This window comes from Salmonella sp. 32070601201500089SM (genome assembly GCF_017573605.1).
In the GTDB taxonomy this organism is placed as follows: Bacteria; Pseudomonadota; Gammaproteobacteria; order Enterobacterales; family Enterobacteriaceae; genus Salmonella; species Salmonella enterica.
Map to the genome: position 1 here is coordinate 52509 of NZ_JAGETK010000001.1, position 18942 is coordinate 71450.

At 51.5% G+C, this 18942-nt stretch carries 20 protein-coding genes; 15 read left to right on the plus strand and 5 right to left on the minus strand.

Annotated features, from left to right (window positions below; genetic code table 11):
* Positions 1 to 8 precede the first annotated feature (8 nt).
* Positions 9 to 824 (minus strand): Cof-type HAD-IIB family hydrolase, encoded by an 816-nt coding sequence (locus J4728_RS00245; protein WP_000023554.1) that lies wholly within the window; start codon positions 822 to 824, stop codon positions 9 to 11.
* Positions 821 to 2032, minus strand: coding sequence for an MFS transporter (locus J4728_RS00250; protein ID WP_000217420.1), 1212 nt, complete (start codon positions 2030 to 2032; stop codon positions 821 to 823). Before J4728_RS00250 ends, J4728_RS00245 begins: the two co-directional genes overlap by 4 nt.
* A gap of 167 nt (positions 2033 to 2199) precedes the next feature.
* On the opposite strand from J4728_RS00250, the gene J4728_RS00255 reads away from it, so the two are divergent.
* Positions 2200 to 2820, plus strand: a complete 621-nt coding sequence (locus J4728_RS00255) for a TetR/AcrR family transcriptional regulator (RefSeq protein WP_000661873.1) — start codon at positions 2200 to 2202, stop codon at positions 2818 to 2820.
* Positions 2821 to 2936: 116 nt separating this feature from the next.
* On the opposite strand, the gene J4728_RS00260 is transcribed toward J4728_RS00255, so the two are convergent.
* A complete protein-coding gene (locus tag J4728_RS00260; RefSeq protein WP_001024853.1) occupies positions 2937 to 4622 on the minus strand; it encodes an aspartate:alanine antiporter in 1686 nt (561 codons plus the stop codon).
* A gap of 270 nt (positions 4623 to 4892) precedes the next feature.
* Between J4728_RS00260 and J4728_RS00265 the strand changes: the two genes are divergently transcribed.
* On the plus strand, positions 4893 to 5270 hold the full coding sequence (locus tag J4728_RS00265; protein ID WP_000680850.1) for an inner membrane protein YbjM: 378 nt from the start codon (positions 4893 to 4895) through the stop codon (positions 5268 to 5270).
* Positions 5271 to 5301: 31 nt separating this feature from the next.
* On the opposite strand, the gene J4728_RS00270 is transcribed toward J4728_RS00265, so the two are convergent.
* A complete protein-coding gene (locus tag J4728_RS00270; RefSeq protein WP_000495513.1) occupies positions 5302 to 5565 on the minus strand; it encodes a GrxA family glutaredoxin in 264 nt (87 codons plus the stop codon).
* A gap of 169 nt (positions 5566 to 5734) precedes the next feature.
* On the opposite strand from J4728_RS00270, the gene J4728_RS00275 reads away from it, so the two are divergent.
* The 13 genes from J4728_RS00275 (at position 5735) to J4728_RS00335 (ending at position 17953) form a co-directional block, all read left to right on the plus strand.
* Positions 5735 to 6025: a YbjC family protein gene (locus J4728_RS00275; protein ID WP_001259135.1), complete on the plus strand. Its 291-nt coding sequence runs from the start codon at positions 5735 to 5737 to the stop codon at positions 6023 to 6025.
* Positions 6009 to 6731 carry a nitroreductase NfsA gene (nfsA, locus tag J4728_RS00280; RefSeq protein ID WP_000075300.1) on the plus strand — a complete coding sequence of 241 codons (723 nt, stop codon included), beginning with the start codon at positions 6009 to 6011 and terminating at the stop codon, positions 6729 to 6731. The genes J4728_RS00275 and nfsA overlap by 17 nt, the downstream gene beginning before the upstream one ends.
* 57 nt (positions 6732 to 6788) lie before the next feature.
* On the plus strand, positions 6789 to 7691 hold the full coding sequence (gene rimK / locus J4728_RS00285; protein ID WP_000684361.1) for a 30S ribosomal protein S6--L-glutamate ligase: 903 nt from the start codon (positions 6789 to 6791) through the stop codon (positions 7689 to 7691).
* A gap of 96 nt (positions 7692 to 7787) precedes the next feature.
* On the plus strand, positions 7788 to 8264 hold the full coding sequence (locus J4728_RS00290) for a YbjN domain-containing protein (RefSeq protein WP_000624814.1): 477 nt from the start codon (positions 7788 to 7790) through the stop codon (positions 8262 to 8264).
* Positions 8265 to 8612: 348 nt separating this feature from the next.
* Positions 8613 to 9725 carry a spermidine/putrescine ABC transporter substrate-binding protein PotF gene (gene potF, locus J4728_RS00295; RefSeq protein WP_000125769.1) on the plus strand — a complete coding sequence of 371 codons (1113 nt, stop codon included), beginning with the start codon at positions 8613 to 8615 and terminating at the stop codon, positions 9723 to 9725.
* Positions 9726 to 9812: 87 nt separating this feature from the next.
* A complete protein-coding gene (gene potG, locus J4728_RS00300; protein WP_208210847.1) occupies positions 9813 to 10946 on the plus strand; it encodes a putrescine ABC transporter ATP-binding subunit PotG in 1134 nt (377 codons plus the stop codon).
* Between the two features lie 9 nt (positions 10947 to 10955).
* Positions 10956 to 11909 carry a putrescine ABC transporter permease PotH gene (gene potH / locus J4728_RS00305; RefSeq protein WP_000105453.1) on the plus strand — a complete coding sequence of 318 codons (954 nt, stop codon included), beginning with the start codon at positions 10956 to 10958 and terminating at the stop codon, positions 11907 to 11909.
* On the plus strand, positions 11906 to 12751 hold the full coding sequence (gene potI, locus J4728_RS00310; RefSeq protein ID WP_076933646.1) for a putrescine ABC transporter permease PotI: 846 nt from the start codon (positions 11906 to 11908) through the stop codon (positions 12749 to 12751). The genes potH and potI overlap by 4 nt, the downstream gene beginning before the upstream one ends.
* Before the next feature lie 73 nt (positions 12752 to 12824).
* A complete protein-coding gene (locus J4728_RS00315; protein WP_000505788.1) occupies positions 12825 to 13298 on the plus strand; it encodes a YbjO family protein in 474 nt (157 codons plus the stop codon).
* Positions 13299 to 13340: 42 nt separating this feature from the next.
* Positions 13341 to 14468: a 23S rRNA (uracil(747)-C(5))-methyltransferase RlmC gene (gene rlmC / locus J4728_RS00320; protein ID WP_001149780.1), complete on the plus strand. Its 1128-nt coding sequence runs from the start codon at positions 13341 to 13343 to the stop codon at positions 14466 to 14468.
* Positions 14469 to 14762: 294 nt separating this feature from the next.
* Complete coding sequence (locus tag J4728_RS00325; protein WP_000399323.1) at positions 14763 to 16106, plus strand: PTS sugar transporter subunit IIC; 1344 nt, start codon at positions 14763 to 14765, stop codon at positions 16104 to 16106.
* 29 nt (positions 16107 to 16135) lie between these two features.
* The gene (locus J4728_RS00330) at positions 16136 to 16456 is read left to right on the plus strand and encodes a PTS sugar transporter subunit IIB (RefSeq protein ID WP_000655399.1); all 321 of its coding nucleotides are present in this window, start codon (positions 16136 to 16138) and stop codon (positions 16454 to 16456) included.
* A 9-nt stretch (positions 16457 to 16465) separates the two neighbouring features.
* Positions 16466 to 17953, plus strand: coding sequence for a sulfatase (locus tag J4728_RS00335; RefSeq protein WP_208210850.1), 1488 nt, complete (start codon positions 16466 to 16468; stop codon positions 17951 to 17953).
* Positions 17954 to 18170: 217 nt separating this feature from the next.
* Here J4728_RS00335 and artJ read toward each other — a convergent pair whose 3' ends face one another.
* A complete protein-coding gene (gene artJ, locus J4728_RS00340) occupies positions 18171 to 18902 on the minus strand; it encodes an arginine ABC transporter substrate-binding protein ArtJ (protein ID WP_000737538.1) in 732 nt (243 codons plus the stop codon).
* Between the last annotated feature and the right edge of the window lie 40 nt (positions 18903 to 18942).

Genomic DNA, 18942 nt, shown 5'->3' on the forward strand with positions numbered 1-18942 from the left:
GGCATCCGCTAGACGTTGAACGGCGGCTCGTTGTTTAATACGCTGTCGATGATATCCAGCACGCCTTCCTGATTGTTCGATCCGGCGCGGTATTTCGCCGCCGCCGCGACCGCTTCGCTGGCGTGCGACATGGCAAAACTAAACCCGGCCTGACGCAGCATCTCAATATCGTTGCCGCCGTCGCCGAATACCACCACTTCACTATCATGAATGCCCCAGCGCTGCTGTAACAGACGCAGGCCGTTGGCTTTATGCACGCCGGGAATTATTAAATCAATACTGCCATAGCCGGTATGAACGGGGACCATGATATCGCCAATAGCGTCGTGCAGCGCCGCCTGTACTTCCGGTATCCGTTCATCGGTAATATTAAGGCCGAATTTGAAAAAGACATCGTTGATGTTATTAAAATTATCCACAAACTCCAGACGATGATAATACATTGCCGCAACGGCTTTTAACGCATCGTTGTACCGTTTCAGCGTGTAGGCGCTGTTTTTTCCACAGGCGATAATCTCCACATCGGCGCGTGTGAGCAGGTGTTCGACAACCGTCTGGAAGTCGGCTTTTGTCAGCTCGCCGTTAAAAATATCCTCGCCTTCGCTGACCACCCAGCCGCCGTTTTCCGCGACAAAAGCGATTTCGTGCGCAATTTCCGGAAAGAACGAGATTAACTGGTAATACTGGTTGCCGCTGGCCACGACAAAGCGAATGCCTTGCCGCTTCATTTGTTGGTACTGCGCCATAAACCGGTCACGGTTATAGGTTTTTTGATCGCTCAGAAAAGTGCCGTCCATGTCGACGGCGATTAATTTGATACTCATGCGTTATGCTCCATCACCGGTTGCGGAGTCGATACAGGTTTGGCGACGGCCTTCGCCACCAGCGCCGCCAGAATAACCAGCGCCAGCACAACCATCATGGCGCTGCGTAATCCATAATGCTCTCCCAGATAGCCCAACAGCGGCGGCCCGACCAAAAACGCCAGATAGCCGGTCGTGGCGACAACGCTCACGCGCGTCGGCGCGTCGGGACCGGTATCGCTGGCGGCGGAAATGGTCAGCGGGAAGCCGAGCGAAGCGCCTAAGCCCCAAAGAATGACCGAGACGCCGGCGACCCAGTCGCTATCGACAAAAATAATCAGGCCAATGCCCAGCGCTCCCATCAACGCGCTGGCGCGAACAACCGTCACCCGGCTATAGCGGTCAATAAACCAGCCGCCGGTAAAGCGGCCAACGGTCATACCAAGCGTGAAACCGGCGTAGATCAGAGAGCCGGAGGTTGGGCTAAAACCGTGTCCGTCTACCATCAGTAGCGGTAGCCAGTCATTCGCAGATCCTTCGGCGAATGCCATTGCCAGCACCACCACGCCAATAAGCAAAAGCTGGATGTCCCGATAAAAAGGTAATCCTTTTTCCTGAAGGTGAGAATCTTCCGATGCGTTTTTACCCGTACCGTCAGGGATCGCCCGAATGGCGATGAAAATGGGCGCGATCGCCACGGCAGCCGCGAGGATGATATGGATGTTAGCCGGGACGCTTAATGCGGTTAACGCCATGCCGACACCAGCGCCCGCCAGCGTGCCGAAACTGTAAAAACCATGCATCATCGGCAGAACGGTTTTATTCAGCTCGCGTTCGACCGCCGCGCCTTCGACATTAATCGCCACTTCGGCGGCGCCAAAACTGGCGCCGAAAACGGCTAATCCAAGGGCAAAAATCAGCGGCGAGGCGCACCACAGCGCGACGCTAAGAATAACCATCCCGCCTACTGCGCAGGTCATCGTCGTGCGAATAACCTTCCGGGTGCCAAATCGTTTCACCAGCCAGGCGGAACAAAGAATACCGCTCATTGAACCGATAGAAAGCCCGAATAAGACCGCCCCCATTTCCGCGGTAGAGACGGAAAGAATATCCCGAATAGCAGGCGTTCGGGTTGCCCAAGAGGCCATCAGCAGTCCGGGTAAAAAGAAGAACATAAACAGCGCCCAGGTACGGCGTTTTAAGGCGTTACGTGAGGAGAGGACGGTCATAGCGTCAGGCCAGAAAATAGAAGCGAGAGGTAAACATTAGCAAGCTTGTGTACATTTGTACATATCGTCGTCATACTTCGTTGTGCAGACAGTTTTTGCTGTCTGTTTTTTCAGCGTAAGCGGCAGGCTACTATCGCCTGCATCCTGAATGAGATGTGGAACTCATCATGAAAGAAAATGCCGTAAGACGCGCCAATGATCCTAAGCGACGGGAAAAAATAATTCAGGCCACACTGGAAGCGGTAAAGACCTATGGCGTTCATGCCGTGACGCACCGGAAAATCGCCGCTATCGCTCAGGTGCCGCTTGGCTCGATGACCTACTATTTTGCCGGTATGGATGCGTTATTGAGTGAAGCTTTTACACTTTTCACCGAGAACATGTCGCGTCAATACCAGGATTTTTTTGCGCAGGTGACGGATGCGGAGGGGGCGTGCCAGGCGATAACGGAAATGATTTACGGCTCGCAGGTTACGACGCCGGATAATATGGCGTTAATGTATCAGTTATATGCCTATGCCAGCGATAAGCCAGCGTTAAAAATAGTCATGCAAAACTGGATGCAGCGTAGCCAGAATACGCTGGCGCAGTGGTTTGACGCGCAGACCGCCCGCGCGCTGGATGCGTTTATCGAGGGGATGACGCTGCATTTTGTAACGGATCGAACGCCGCTGGCGCGTGAAGCGATTTTACAGATGGTAAAGCGAATCGCCGGAGAGTCAATGTCGTGTCACTCTGCGTCAGGCAACAAAAAACCCACCAACCTTGAACCGAAATGGCGGGGTTGATGGGCTCCACAAAATGGGGACATCAAAGAAAAGCAGTGGCAATAGGTATGACTGATGCTTTAACGAAAAGTTCGACCTATTGGCAAAATTTTTTCACTTAAAGGCAAACTTCAGTTTTATCCTAACCCCGGCCAGATGATGACAATAAGCGTCCCCGCCAGCGTGAGCAGAACGTTGGCGATGGCGTAAGTCCCCGCATAACCCAGCGCTGGAATATTACTGCGCGCCGTATCGCTAATGATTTCCATCGCCGGGGCGCAGGTACGCGCGCCCATCATGGCACCGAACAGCAGCGCCCGGTTCATGCGCAGCACATAAGCGCCAAACAAGAAGCAGATCACCACCGGTACCAGGCTGACGACAAGCCCGGCGATCAGCATTTGTCCGCCGACCGCGCCCAGACCGTTGCTGATACCGCTGCCGGCGCTTAAACCAACGCCTGCCATAAACACCATCAAGCCGAATTCTTTCACCATATTAAGCGCGCCCTGCGGAATATAACCAAAGGTAGGATGGTTAGCGCGCAGGAAACCGAGCATGATCCCGGCGAACAGCAATCCGGCCGCGTTGCCGATACCGAAACTAAAATTGCTGAACTGGAAGGTAATCATCCCGATCATTAACCCGATGATAAAAAAAGCGCAGAAGGCAAGCAGGTCCGTCACCTGACTATGAATCGAAATAAAACCAATGCGATCGGCGATGGTTTTTACGCGTCTGGCGTCGCCGCTCACCTGTAACACGTCGCCTTTATTCAGCACGACGTTATCGTCGATAGGCATTTCGATCTGGCTGCGGATGACGCGGTTAAGGAAGCAGCCATGATCGGTCAGCTTGAGCTGAGCGAGGCGGCGACCGACCGCATTGTGGTTTTTCACCACAATTTCTTCCGTCACGATGCGCATATCAAGCAGATCGCGATCAAACACTTCCTTACCATTACGGAAGCTGGGATCGAGCCTGGCGTGCGCGTCCGGATAGCCGACCAGCGCAATCTCATCGCCCATTTGCAGCACCGCATCGCCATCCGGGTTCGCCAGAATACCGTTACGGCGAATACGTTCGATATAGCAGCCTGTCTGGCGGTAAATACCCAGCTCGCGCAGGTTTTTACCGTCAGTCCAGGCCACCAGTTCCGGGCCAACCCGATAGGCGCGGATAACCGGCAAATAAACCTTGCGATTAGCATCGGTATCCAGACCGCGCTCGCGAGCAATTTGCTGGGCGCTGGTTTGCAAATCCTGATGCTGTAGTTTAGGCAAGTAACGCGCGCCCACGATCAGACTGACCAACCCAATCAGATAGGTCAGGGCATAACCCAGGCTCAGATTATCAAGAGCGGAGGAGAGTTGGGTGCTGGCGATGCCGGAATGTCGCAGGGTATCGCCTGCGCCAACCAGCACGGGCGTGGATGTCATTGAGCCGGCCAGCATACCGGCCGTCAGGCCGATATCCCAGCCGAATAGCTTACCAAGGCCTAAGGCGATTAGCAGAGCGCTACCGACCATGACCAGGGCAAGCATCAGATAATTTTTACCGTCGCGAAAAAAAATCGAAAAAAAGTTGGGGCCAGCCTCGACGCCGACACAAAAAATAAACAGCATAAATCCCAGATTTAGCGCGTCGGTGTTAATACTAAAGTGTTGCTGCCCTAATAATAGAGAGACCACTAAAACGCCAATGGAATTACCAAGTTGGACTGAACCCAGACGTAACTTGCCAAGACACAGGCCAAGAGCCAGGACCACAAATAATAACAGGATGTAATTCCCATTTAACAAATCTGCGACGTTTATATTCACGGAGACTAACTTCTTGTTTACGAGTAAGCTGTTGAAAGAAATGGTAATTTACGCTACTGTTTTTATCATGAATTAAGGGTGCAATCGTATTGCATACAGCATCCAAATAAAAACAACACAACAATATATCCTGCTAGTTTAATCTTATTGCGTACTAACGGCTATAAGAATCGTGCAGGTGTGTTTTTGGCATGGAATGCCACATGACTTTATCTGACTGGATGCCTCACGGCGGAAAGCGTGTTCGATAGAGAGTGTCAGGAGGAACGATTGAAACATAAACACGGGTGGGCAAGCGTTGTCTGCTGCTTTGTACTCTTTATTGTGGTGTGTCTTTCATTAACTATGCATGTACAAGGCGCTTTTCGCGCGGCAGGGCATCCTGAGATTGGACTGTTATTTTTTACGTTGCCTGGTGCGGTGGCCAGTTTTTGTTCTCACCGACGCGAGGTGATCCGACCGCTGATCGGGGCGATGCTGGCGGCGCCGTTTTGCCTGGTGTTAATGCGCGTGGTATTTATGCCTACCCGATCGTTTTGGCAAGAACTGGCGTGGTTATTTAGCGCCGTATTCTGGTGTGCGTTAGGCGCGCTCTGCTATTTGTTTATTAGCAGCCTGTTTAGCCACCGGCGAAAAAAACGCCGATAGCGCCCTCCGGTAGAGGGCGTTGCCAGAGCAATCAGGCGAAAAGATTCAGATTTTCTTTTGCCCATGCTTCAAAATCCGTACAGCCGCCGATATGTTTTTGATCGACAAAAATCTGCGGTACGGTTTCTACAGGTTTACCTACGGTTTTTTCCAAATCCGCTTTAGTAATGCCTTCAGCATGGATATCAATATAGCGGTAGTTAAAATCGTCGCGTTCTTTGCTCAGTTTTTCCGCCAACTCTTTTGCACGCACGCAATAAGGGCACCCTGGGCGGCCAAAAATAACAGTAAACATATCTCTCCTCGAACATAAAGCCAGACGGCGAACAGGTGTTATCATGCCGCGATTTACGGCAGATGAAAAGCAGGTTACGCCTGTTCCTTTGATAACCCAGGGCTATATCTGTTAAGCACGCCGGACCAGAACGTTCTACACTGTGCGTCAGTTAACCGGGAGGCTTGATATGCGCACGATTGGCGTGTTACCCAAAAGCGTACTGATACTGGAATACCTCGGTATGATTTTGCTGGCGTTTGCTCTGCTATCGCTTAATCATTACCTTACGCTGCCCGCGCCGTTCAATACGCCGCTGGCTGGCGTATTGATGGTTTTCCTGGGCGTCGTGTTGATCCTCCCCGCCGCGGTGGCGATGATGTGGCGTATTGCGCAGTTACTGGCGCCGCAGTTGATGAAACGTCCACCCGACATTTCTTCCCGTTCAGATAGAGAAAAGCATAATGAGTCCGACCATTGAACTTCTTTGTGGCCATCGTTCTATTCGCCATTTCACCGATGAACCCGTGACTGACGCGCAGCGAGAGGCCATTATTGCCGCCGCGCGCAGCACGTCCAGTTCCAGTTTTTTACAGTGCAGCTCTATTATCCGTATTACCGATAGGGCGCTGCGCGAGGCGTTAGTGCCCCTGACGGGCGGGCAAAAGCATGTGGCGCAGGCCGCTGAGTTCTGGGTATTTTGCGCCGATTTTAATCGTCATTTGCAGATCTGTCCTGACGCGCAGTTGGGGCTTGCCGAACAACTGCTGCTCGGTGTCGTCGATACGGCGATGATGGGGCAAAATGCGCTGACGGCGGCGGAATCACTGGGATTAGGCGGCGTGTATATCGGCGGCATCCGTAACAATATTGAGTCTGTTACCGAACTATTAAAATTGCCGAAGCATGTATTGCCGCTCTTTGGCCTGTGTTTGGGATGGCCTGCGGATAATCCGGATCTGAAACCGCGCCTGCCTGCCGAGCTTGTGGTTCATGAGAACCAGTATCAACCGCTTGATGAAAAGCTGCTGGCGCGCTATGACGAGCAGTTGGCTGAGTATTATCTGACCCGCGGCAGTAATACGCGACGCGATACCTGGAGCGATCATATCCGTCGCACCCTGATTAAAGAAAATCGCCCATTTATCCTTGAATATTTGCATAAACAGGGCTGGGCGACGCGCTAAAACCTGCGGGCCAGTGTATGATACGCGGGCTTTTCAGGGTTTTCAGCGAGGTGCAGGGTGAAAATTGCCATATTGTCCAGGGATGGAACGCTCTATTCTTGCAAACGTCTGCGCGAAGCGGCGATGCGGCGCGGCCATCTGGTCGAGATACTCGATCCTCTTTCCTGCTATATGAATATTAATCCGGCTGCGTCGTCGATCCATTACAAGGGGCGTCGTCTGCCCCATTTTGACGCCGTTATTCCCCGTATTGGTTCGGCCATTACCTTTTATGGTACCGCTGCGCTACGTCAGTTTGAGCTACTGGGTAGCTATCCGCTGAATGAATCCGTCGCTATTACCCGCGCGCGCGATAAGCTGCGATCGCTACAACTTCTGGCGCGCCAGGGGATCGATCTCCCCATTACCGGGATCGCCCATTCGCCGGATGATACCAGCGATCTTATTAAGATGGTTGGCGGGGCGCCGCTGGTCGTGAAGCTGGTAGAAGGCACGCAAGGGATCGGCGTGGTATTGGCGGAGACGCGTCAGGCTGCTGAAAGCGTTATTGATGCGTTTCGGGGGCTCAATGCCCATATCCTGGTTCAGGAATACATTGCCGAAGCTAAAGGATGCGATATTCGTTGTCTGGTCGTCGGCAATGAGGTTGTGGCGGCGATTGAGCGGTGCGCGAAAGCCGGTGATTTTCGCTCCAATCTTCATCGTGGCGGGGTGGCCAGCATCGCGACGATCACGCCCCGTGAACGGGATATCGCCATCAAAGCCGCACAGACGCTGGGGCTGGATGTGGCGGGTGTCGATATTTTACGCGCCGCGCGCGGGCCGCTGGTGATGGAGGTGAATGCCTCGCCGGGACTGGAAGGTATCGAAAAGACTACGGGCGTGGATATCGCGGGGCGAATGATTCAGTGGATAGAACGTCACGCTACGCCTGAATTTTGCCTTAAAATCGGCGGCTAATCGCAATCGTGGATTCCGCCGTAGTACGAAGCACGCTTTTTGCGTAAGCTGTGCCGGTAATTTTTTCATCGTCATCGTAAGAGGTAGCACTTTATTATGATATCACTGGTCGTTCCCACTCTGGATACGTTGCGTCAATGGCTCGACGACCTGGGCATGAATTTCTTCGAATGTGATACCTGCCAGGCGCTGCATTTGCCGCATATGCAGAATTTTGACGGCGTCTACGATGCTAAAATCGATTTGGTGGACAACACCGTTCTTTTTTCCGCGATGGCGGAGGTCAGGCCTTCCGCGTTGCTGCCGCTGGCGGCCGATCTCTCTGCTATTAACGCCAGTTCGTTGACGGTAAAAGCCTTTCTCGATATGCAGGATGATAATCTGCCAAAACTGGTTGTGTGCCAGTCTTTATCCGTTATGCAAGGAGTCACCTACGAACAGTTCGAATGGTTTGTTCGCCAAAGTGAAGAGCAGATTTCTATGGTGATCCTTGAGGCCGGGGCGCATCAGCTTCTGTTTAACGCGGAAGAAGACGCGCAAAAAACCAGCGCGGTTGACCATTTTCTTCACTGATCCCTCCCGATAATCAGGCAGTCGCTGCCAGCGCGGCTGCTGTTTACGTTTTTTTATGCTGCCGTTAACCTTTATTTAAAGAATTATTCACCTCCTTTCTGACCATTTCGCTTTATCACATAGACAAAACCTGCATAAAAAATTGATAAAAGGCGTTTTTTAATCTGGGCTATAGCCTCAAACCTTAGCTAAAGTTATTCTTGCGAAGCTTCTATAGCGAGCTTGATGGCAGGGAGGGTGACCTCTCTTCTTCATTTGTATCAAATGAAAAGGTATGCACATTTCAGGCATGTTTTAAACCACGCCTAATGGGTTCATTTGTTAACGGATTTCAGAAGGAAAGCGATGATGACCGCCTTAAAGAAAAAATGGCTATCGGGTCTGGTTGCGGGTGCTCTGATGGTCGTCTCTGTCGGCACGCTCGCTGCCGAACAAAAAACGCTGCACATTTATAACTGGTCAGATTATATCGCGCCGGACACGGTGGCGAACTTTGAAAAAGAGACCGGGATTAACGTTATCTATGATGTCTTTGACTCTAACGAAGTGCTGGAAGGCAAGTTAATGGCAGGCAGCACCGGGTTCGATCTGGTGGTGCCATCGGCCAGTTTTCTTGAGCGCCAGCTCACCGCGGGCGTTTTTCAGCCGCTGGATAAAAGCAAACTTCCCGGCTGGAAAAACCTCGATCCTGAACTGCTGAAACTGGTAGCGAAGCACGATCCTGACAACAAATACGCCATGCCCTACATGTGGGCCACGACGGGCATTGGCTATAACGTTGATAAAGTGAAAGCGGTGCTGGGGGATGATGCGCCAGTGAATAGCTGGGATTTAGTCCTCAAGCCGGAAAATCTGGAGAAGCTAAAAAGCTGCGGCGTCTCTTTCCTTGATGCGCCTGAAGAAATTTTTGCCACTGTGCTGAACTATCTGGGTAAAGATCCGAATAGCAGCAAAGCGGATGACTACACCGGCCCGGCAACCGATCTGTTGTTGAAGCTACGGCCAAACATTCGCTATTTCCACTCCTCGCAATACATTAACGATCTGGCTAATGGCGATACCTGTGTGGCCATCGGCTGGGCGGGCGATGTCTGGCAGGCCGCTAACCGAGCGAAAGAGGCGAAAAATGGCGTCAATATCTCTTTCTCGATCCCCAAAGAGGGGGCAATGGCGTTTTTTGATGTGTTTGCCATGCCGGCTGACGCCAAAAATAAAGACGAGGCCTACCAGTTCCTTAATTATCTGCTGCGCCCTGATGTGATTGCCCATATTTCCGATCACGTTTTCTACGCCAATGCGAATAAAGAGGCGACGGCGCTGGTCAGCCAGCAGGTGCGCGATAACCCGGGAATTTATCCGCCGGCGGATGTGCGGGCCAAGTTGTTTACCCTGAAAGTGCAGGAGCCGAAGATTGATCGCGTCCGCACCCGCGCATGGACGAAGGTGAAAAGCGGTAAGTAATTTATTAACGGTATGGCCTGATAAGCGTGCGCTATCGGGCATTCCACCGTTTGTATCGTTTGATTGTGTTATGCCGGAGAGCGCCTTGTGAATGATGTCCCCCACCGCCCGCAGGTGAAAACCCGTAAAGCGCTGACGCCGCTTCTGGAAATTCGCAACCTGACGAAGTCATTCGACGGGCAACATGCTGTCGATGATGTCAGTCTGACTATCTATAAAGGCGAGATTTTTGCCCTGCTGGGCGCGTCAGGTTGTGGAAAATCGACTCTGCTACGGATGCTGGCAGGTTTTGAACCGCCGAGCAGCGGGCAAATTATGCTCGACGGCGTCGATCTGGCGCATGTTCCGCCGTATCAGCGTCCGATTAATATGATGTTTCAGTCCTATGCGTTGTTTCCGCATATGACGGTAGAGCAGAACATCGCTTTTGGTCTGAAGCAGGACAAACTGCCGAAGGCGGAGATTACCAGCCGCGTCAATGAGATGCTGGGTCTGGTGCACATGCAGGAGTTTGCAAAACGTAAGCCGCATCAGCTTTCCGGCGGTCAGCGCCAGCGCGTGGCCCTGGCGCGCAGCCTGGCGAAACGTCCTAAGCTGCTCTTGTTGGATGAACCGATGGGCGCGCTGGATAAAAAATTACGCGACCGGATGCAGCTTGAAGTGGTGGATATCCTTGAGCGCGTCGGCGTGACCTGCGTCATGGTGACGCACGATCAGGAAGAAGCGATGACGATGGCGGGGCGCATTGCCATCATGAACCGTGGAAAATTTGTGCAAATTGGCGAACCGGAGGAGATTTACGAGTATCCGACGACCCGCTATAGCGCCGAATTTATCGGATCGGTAAATGTTTTTGAGGGCTTACTGAAAGCGCGTGAGGAGGACGGTCTGGTCATTGACGCGCCCGGTTTGGTTCATCCGTTAAAAGTCGATGCAGATGCCTCTGTCGTTGATAATGTGCCGGTATATGTGGCGCTACGTCCGGAAAAAATCATGCTGTGTGAGTCGCCGCCTGCCGATGGCTATAATTTCGCCGTCGGCGAAGTGGCGCATATTGCGTATCTCGGCGATCTGTCTATTTATCATGTGCGGCTAAAAAGCGGGCAGATGATCAGCGCTCAACTGCAGAATGCGCACCGTTACCGGAAAGGGTTACCGACCTGGGGCGATGAAGTGCGTTTGTGCTGGGAAGCGGATAGCTGCGTGGTCCTGACGGTATAAGGGGGAAACATGAGCACACTTGAACCTCCGGCACGCATCAGTAAACCTGGCGGCGCGGCGCTATGGTTGGCGCGAATGCAAATGAAACATGGGCGTAAGCTGGTTATTGCTTTGCCCTATATTTGGCTCATTCTGCTGTTTTTACTGCCGTTTCTTATCGTCTTTAAGATAAGCCTGGCGGAAATGGCGCGGGCGATCCCGCCGTATACCGATCTGCTGGAATGGGCTGACGGTCAGTTGTCGATTACGCTCAACCTCGGCAATTTTTTGCAACTGACCGACGATCCGCTCTATTTCGAAGCCTATCTGCAATCGTTACAAATTGCCGGTATTTCCACAATCTGCTGCCTGCTGTTGGGCTACCCGCTGGCGTGGGCGGTGGCGCACAGCAAGCCCTCCACGCGCAATATCCTGCTGCTGTTGGTGATTCTGCCCTCGTGGACGTCTTTTTTAATACGCGTCTATGCCTGGATGGGCATTTTGAAAAACAACGGTGTGCTGAACAATGTGTTGCTGTGGCTAGGGGTTATCGATCAGCCGCTGACGATCCTGCACACTAACCTGGCCGTCTATATCGGCATTGTTTATGCTTATCTGCCGTTTATGGTACTGCCCATTTATACCGCATTGACGCGCATTGATTATTCGCTGGTGGAAGCGTCGCTGGATCTCGGCGCCCGACCGCTGAAAACATTTTTTAGCATCATTGTCCCGCTCACCAAAGGCGGAATCATCGCCGGCTCGATGCTGGTTTTTATCCCGGCGGTGGGCGAGTTCGTGATCCCGGAACTGCTTGGCGGGCCGGACAGTATCATGATTGGTCGCGTCCTGTGGCAGGAGTTTTTCAATAACCGCGACTGGCCGGTTGCTTCTGCGGTCGCCATTATTATGTTGCTGCTGCTGATAGTACCGATCATGTGGTTCCATAAACATCAGCAAAAAAGTGTGGGGGAGCACGGATGAATAACTTACCGGTCGTTCGCTCGCCCTGGCGCATTCTGATTCTGGTGCTGGGGTTTACTTTTCTCTATGCGCCGATGTTAATGTTGGTGATTTACTCGTTTAACAGTTCGAAGCTGGTGACGGTGTGGGAGGGATGGTCGACGCGCTGGTATGGCGAGCTCTTTCGGGATACCGCCATGATGAGCGCAGTGGGACTAAGCCTGACAATTGCCGCCTGCGCGGCGACGATGGCGGTGGTGCTCGGTACTATCGCCGCGGTGGTGATGGTGCGATTTGGACGATTTCGCGGCGCAAACGGCTTTGCGTTTATGATCACCGCGCCGCTGGTGATGCCGGATGTGATTACCGGGCTGTCGCTGCTGCTGCTGTTTGTCGCGCTCGGTCATGCTATCGGCTGGCCCTCCGATCGCGGGATGCTGACCATCTGGTTGGCGCACGTCACTTTCTGTACCGCCTATGTGGCAGTGGTGATCGCTTCGCGATTACGCGAACTGGATCGTTCGATTGAAGAGGCGGCGATGGATCTTGGCGCGGCGCCGTTGAAGGTCTTTTTCGTCATTACGTTACCGATGATCATGCCAGCGGTGATCTCGGGCTGGCTGTTGGCCTTTACGCTTTCTCTTGACGATCTGGTGATTGCCAGCTTCGTTTCCGGTCCCGGCGCCACCACGCTACCGATGCTGGTTTTCTCCAGCGTGCGCATGGGCGTGAACCCGGAAATCAACGCGCTGGCGACGTTAATCCTCGGCGTGGTAGGAATCGTCGGATTTATTGCCTGGTACCTGATGGCGCGAGCGGAAAAACAGCGGATTCGCGATATCCAGCGTGCAAGACGCGGCTGAAGCCACTAAAATCTTCCACTATGGTAATGCGTTGCCGCGCGGGTCGCGGCATCATTTTCAGGGAAGACATTCATTGGGATTTATAAAGCAATCAACCTCATCACATGCCCGTTTAAATGTGCCTACGCTGGTGCAGGTTGCGGCTATGGCGATTATTTTGATTCGCGGTCTCGATGTGCTGATGATTATGAATACCCTCGGCATACGCGGGATGGGCGAGTTTATTCATCGCAGCGTGCAGACGTGGAGCTTAACCCTGGTCTTTCTGGCCAGTTTAGTGCTGGTCTTTGTTGAAATTTATTGTGCGTTTTCGCTGGTGAAAGGCCGTAGCTGGGCGCGCTGGGTGTACCTGGCGACACAAATTATTGTGAGCGGATATCTGTGGGCGGCGTCGTTAGGCTACGGATATCCGGAGTTGTTTAGCATCGCGGGAGAATCGAAGCGTGATATCCTGCATTCCCTGGTCATGCAAAAACTCCCCGATCTTTTAATTCTGTTTCTGCTGTTTATTCCCGCTCCCAGCCGTCGGTTCTTCCGGCTGCAATAATGTGTATAATCGTCGCCCCGGATAATATGAAGGTTTTTTGGTATGCAGTGCGCACTCTATGACGCGGGTCGCTGCCGTTCCTGTCAATGGATTACGCAGTCGGTTAACGAACAACTTTCCGCAAAAACAGCCGATTTACATCGTTTGCTCGCCGGGCTGCCTGTTGAACAGTGGTGCGCGCCGATTGGCGGCCCGGAACAGCATTTCCGCAACAAAGCGAAAATGGTCGTGAGCGGTAGTGTAGAAAAACCGCTCTTCGGGATGCTGCATCGCGACGGTACGCCGGTCGATCTTTGCGGCTGCCCGCTGTATCCCGCCTCCTTTGCCCCCGTATTCAGCGCGCTAAAACCTTTTATTGCCCGTGCCGGACTCACGCCTTATAACGTGGCTCGAAAACGCGGCGAACTGAAATACCTGTTGCTGACGGAAAGCCAGTTCGATGGCGGTATGATGCTACGCTTCGTGTTGCGTTCAGAAACCAAACTTACGCAACTGCGCGCGGCGTTACCGTGGCTGCGCGCGCAACTGCCGCAGCTCAGAGTGATCACCGCAAATATCCAGCCGGTACATATGGCGATTATGGAAGGGGAGACGGAAATCTACCTGACGGATCAGCAGGCGCTGGTGGAACGTTTTAACGATGTGCCGCTGTGGATTCGCCCGCAAAGTTTCTTTCAGACCAACCCTACGGTCGCCAGCCGATTATATGCAACGGCGCGCGATTGGGTAGGGCAACTGCCGGTACGCCATATGTGGGATCTTTTTTGCGGAGTGGGCGGATTCGGCCTGCACTGCGCGACGCCGCAGATGCAATTAACCGGTATTGAGATCGCGCCGGAGGCGATTGCCTGCGCGAAGCAATCCGCTGCCGAGCTGGGATTGACCCGCCTTCATTTCCAGGCGCTGGATTCCACCCAATTCGCCACCGCACAAGGCGAAACGCCCGACCTGGTATTGGTGAATCCTCCCCGCCGCGGCATTGGCAAGCCGTTGTGCGATTACCTTGCACAAATGGCGCCGCGTTTTATCATTTATTCGAGCTGTAACGCGCAGACGATGGCGCAGGATATTCGTCATCTGCCGAACTACCGTATTCAACGTGTTCAGCTTTTCGATATGTTCCCGCATACCGCGCATTATGAAGTGTTAACACTGCTTTGCAGGCTGTAGCGCCAAAAGCCAGACATACAAAATATCTATATTAACTATCTAATTATCCATAAATAATAATAACCATGATCGATCGATAAAAAACTCCGATCGATCATGGTTATATATTGCCCTATTTTTGCAAATCAAATCACAAATAATCACTTAAAATCTTTTAATGACTAATTTTGATTATTACAGTGCGTGTAAGGCAAAATTAGACAAGGTGGTTTATCGGGTAAATTTCAATAGCATCAGCGAAGCAATACGTAACGTCAGTAAAGGGGTCAATCATGACAACGAATAGGCACGCTTATGGAGGGCGTTCAGACGATGTTTGCCAAATTTATAGATGTTATTCAAACGTTTTTAACTGAACCGGCAATATTAATTGGGATATTAGTCGGTGTTGGCTATGCGCTGGATAAAAAGACGCCTATAAAAATTATCACCGGTATGATCAGCGCGATGGTCGGTTTGATGATGGTGTTATTTGGCGGCTTTCAATTTTCAGCCACTTTTAAACCGGTTGCAGAGGCAGTCAGCAAGGCTTATGGCGTGCATGGATACTTAATGGATTCATACGCCATGAAAGCCGCGACGCAAATAGCGCTGGGCGATAATTTCGGCTATGTAGGATACGTTTTTGTATTGGCGTTTTTTACTAACCTGTTATTAGTTTTATTTGGCCGTTATACCGGCGCAAAAGGTATATTTCTTACCGGTAATACCGGGGTCTCTCATTCACAGGCAGTACTGTGGTTAATCGTCTTCTGGCTGGGGTTCGGTTGGGTACAATCCATTGTAATTGCCGGGGTATTGACCGGGGTCTTTTGGGCGTTTTCAACTACACTTATTGTTAAACCCATCGCCAAAGTGACCAATAACGCCGGTTTTACCATTGCGCATAACCAGATGCTGGGACTGTGGTTTTTCTCGAAATTCGCGCATAAATTCGGCGATCCGGAAAAGCATGACGCCGAAAACCTGAAACTTCCCGGTTGGTTAGCCATTTTTAACCACAACGTGACGGCAATCGCCATTGTGATGACGCTCTTCGTTGGCGGTTTTCTATTGGCGACAGGGATCGATAACGTACAGTTAATGGCGAAAGGCAAACCCTGGTATATCTATATCATCAATCTGGGCCTGCAATTCTCTATGTATATGGTCATCTTGCTGCAGGGCGTGCGGATGATGGTTGGTGAAATTAACGGTTCGTTTAAAGGATGGCAGGATCGCTTTATTCCTAACGCCATACCGGCTGTGGATGTTGCTGCTTTATTACCTTTTTCGCCTAACGCGGCCACGCTGGGATTCGTCTTTTGTACTTTCGGCACGATTTTTTCTATGGGCATTCTGCTGCTCATCCATAGCCCTATTATGGTACTGCCTGGTTTTGTTCCGCTCTTCTTTTCCGGCGGTCCCATCGGCGTATTAGCCAACCGAATGGGGGGATATCGTTCCGTTATTATTTGTACTTTCCTGTTAGGGATTATTCAGACTTTCGGTACGGTATGGGCCATTCCTTTAACCGGGCTGGCAAAAGAAGGTGTGGGCTGGACGGGAATATTTGACTGGGCGACTCTGTGGCCTGCAATTTGTGAATTACTGAAATTTATTGCTTCAACGTTCCATCTTGGTCCTTATTCCATTTAATTGATTCGGTTTATATAAAGGGTTTTATTATGAAAGATTCTGTAAATATTTTATTCGTATGCGGTTATGGTGTAGGCAGTAGCGTAATGTTACAGACTGTTGTTAAAAAAGCGTTAGCAAAATATGACTTCTCTTTTGATATGGAGCATACGGCAGCGGGAGAGGTCGGTGGATTTACCGACTGGGCAGATATTTATGCGATTTCGAAAAAATTGCTTGATGTTGTTAGCCTCGATCCTAAACACGGACAATATCTCATTCCCATTGAAAATATCATGGATGGCGAATCAATAGGTAAACAGATTTACGATGTGGTAGAGAAAAATTTTCCGCACCTGCTCAACAAATGAGGGTGAGTCATGAAAGCGATTATTCTGCTGTTTGACAGTCTGAATAAAAACTATTTGCCGCCCTATGGTGATTTGCTAACGAAAGCGCCTAACTTTCAACGCCTGGCGGCACATGCCGCCACCTTTGACAATAGTTATGTCGGCAGTATGCCCTGTATGCCAGCCCGTCGGGAACTGCACACCGGGCGCTATAATTTCCTGCATCGTGAGTGGGGGCCGCTGGAACCCTTTGATGATTCCATGCCGGAATTATTGAAAAAAGCGGGGATCTACACCCATCTTATCAGCGATCATCTGCATTACTGGGAAGACGGCGGCGGTAACTACCATAACCGCTATAGCTCCTGGGACGTAGTACGCGGTCAGGAGGGCGATCACTGGAAGGCAAGTGTTAGCGAGCCGCCCATTCCGGAAGTACTGCGCGTTCCACAAAAACAAACCGGAGGCGGCGTTTCCGGGCTATGGCGTCATGACTGGGCGAACCGCGAATACATCCAGCAGGAAGCCGATTTTCCCCAGACGAAAGTTTTTGACGCCGGGTGCGATTTTATCCATAAAAATCATGCCGAAGATAACTGGTTATTGCAGGTTGAGACGTTTGATCCGCATGAGCCGTTTTATACCACCGAGGAATATTTATCGCTCTATGAAGATGAGTGGCAAGGCCCGCATTATGACTGGCCGCGCGGCAAAGTCAGTGAAAGTGAGGAGGCGATAGCGCATATTCGCTGTCGTTATCGGGCCCTGGTTTCCATGTGCGACCGCAATCTGGGACGTATCCTTGATCTGATGGATGAACACGATCTCTGGCGCGATACGATGCTGATTGTCGGTACCGATCACGGCTTCTTGCTGGGGGAGCACGGTTGGTGGGCTAAAAATCAAATGCCCTATTATAACGAGGTGGCGAATAACCCGCTGTTTATCTGGGACCCGCGCAGCGCGGTATGCGGAGCGCGACGGCAGTCGCTGGTGCAGATGATTGACTGGGCGCCAACGCTACTGGATTATTTTCAGCAACCTATTCCCGCAGATATGCAGGGCCAACCTCTGGCGAAAGTCATTGCCAGTGATGAACCCGTCAGGGAAGGCGCGCTGTTTGGCGTGTTTAGCGGACATGTTAATGTTACCGACGGACGCTATGTTTATATGCGGGCCGCGCAGCCGGGGCGTGAGCATGACATTGCGAACTACACGTTAATGCCGATCAAGATGAATGCGCGTTATGATGTGGATGAACTGGGAAAATTATCTCTGGCACCTCCGTTTAACTTTACTAAAGGGCTTCAGGTATTACGTATTCCGGCCAGGGAAAAATATAAAGGTGTGAATAGCTTTGGTCATCTCTTGTTTGATCTCAGAGACGATCCGCAGCAGCAACATCCTATTCATGATGAGGCCATCGAAGCAAGGATGATCAACTTACTTATCCGTTTGATGAAAGAAAATGATGCTCCGGCGGAGCAGTATCGCCGTCTGGGTCTGGATGTTATCTAAAACGTAACAATGTTGTAAGCCGGGTACGCGTCAGCGTCACCCGGCAAGTATTAGTCCGAATCGCCTGTTGATGCAGGCGTTTGAGACTGATGACAAACTGTAGAATGCTCAATGGCGCTGCGCTTATCAGGCCAGGATAGTTTCCGATGGCGGCCCGTGGGCTGAATAAGGTATTTATACTGCCATTTCGCAACACGGTGGGCTAATCACATATGTCTTACTGCGGGAACCACTGATCGCTAATTTTCTGATAAGTGCCGTCCGCTTTAATGGCGGCCAGCGCATTATTCAGTTTTTCCAGCAACGCCTTATTGTCCGGGCGCACCGCGATGCCAAGTCCGGTACCGAAGTATTGCGGATCGGTCACTTTCTCTGTTGCCGGACCCAGTTGCGGATTCGTTTTCAGCCACTCATTGACCACTGCGGTATCGCCAAAGACGCCGTCAATACGGCCATTTTTCAGGTCGATAATCGCATTCTGGTAGCTGTCGTAGGCCACGGTTTTGACCTCCGGATGTTTATCCTGGAGATATTTTTGATGCGTGGTGCCATTTTCCATACCGATACGCTTACCTTTTAGATCGGTAAAGGTTTTATAGGTGTCTTTTTTGGCAATCACCAGCGCGGAGTTCGCATAATAGGGATTGCTAAAGGCGACCTGTTTACTGCGCTCCGGGGTAATGTCCATTCCGGAAATGACGGCATCATATTTTCTGAATTTCAGCGCCGGGATAAGACTATCGAAAGCATGATTGGTAAAAGTACATTCTGCCTGCATTTGCTTGCATAATGCGGTTGCCAGATCGATATCGAAGCCCACAATTTTATTACTCGCATCCAGGGATTCAAACGGGGGATAGGTGGCGGAAACCCCGAAATTGATTTTTTCAGCGGCGATGCTGCCAGTGGCGAAAGAGGCGAGTAATGCAGCCAGAACTAACTTTTTCATGATGTCACTCCCGTAATCTTATGATTATGCGCCGTGTCTG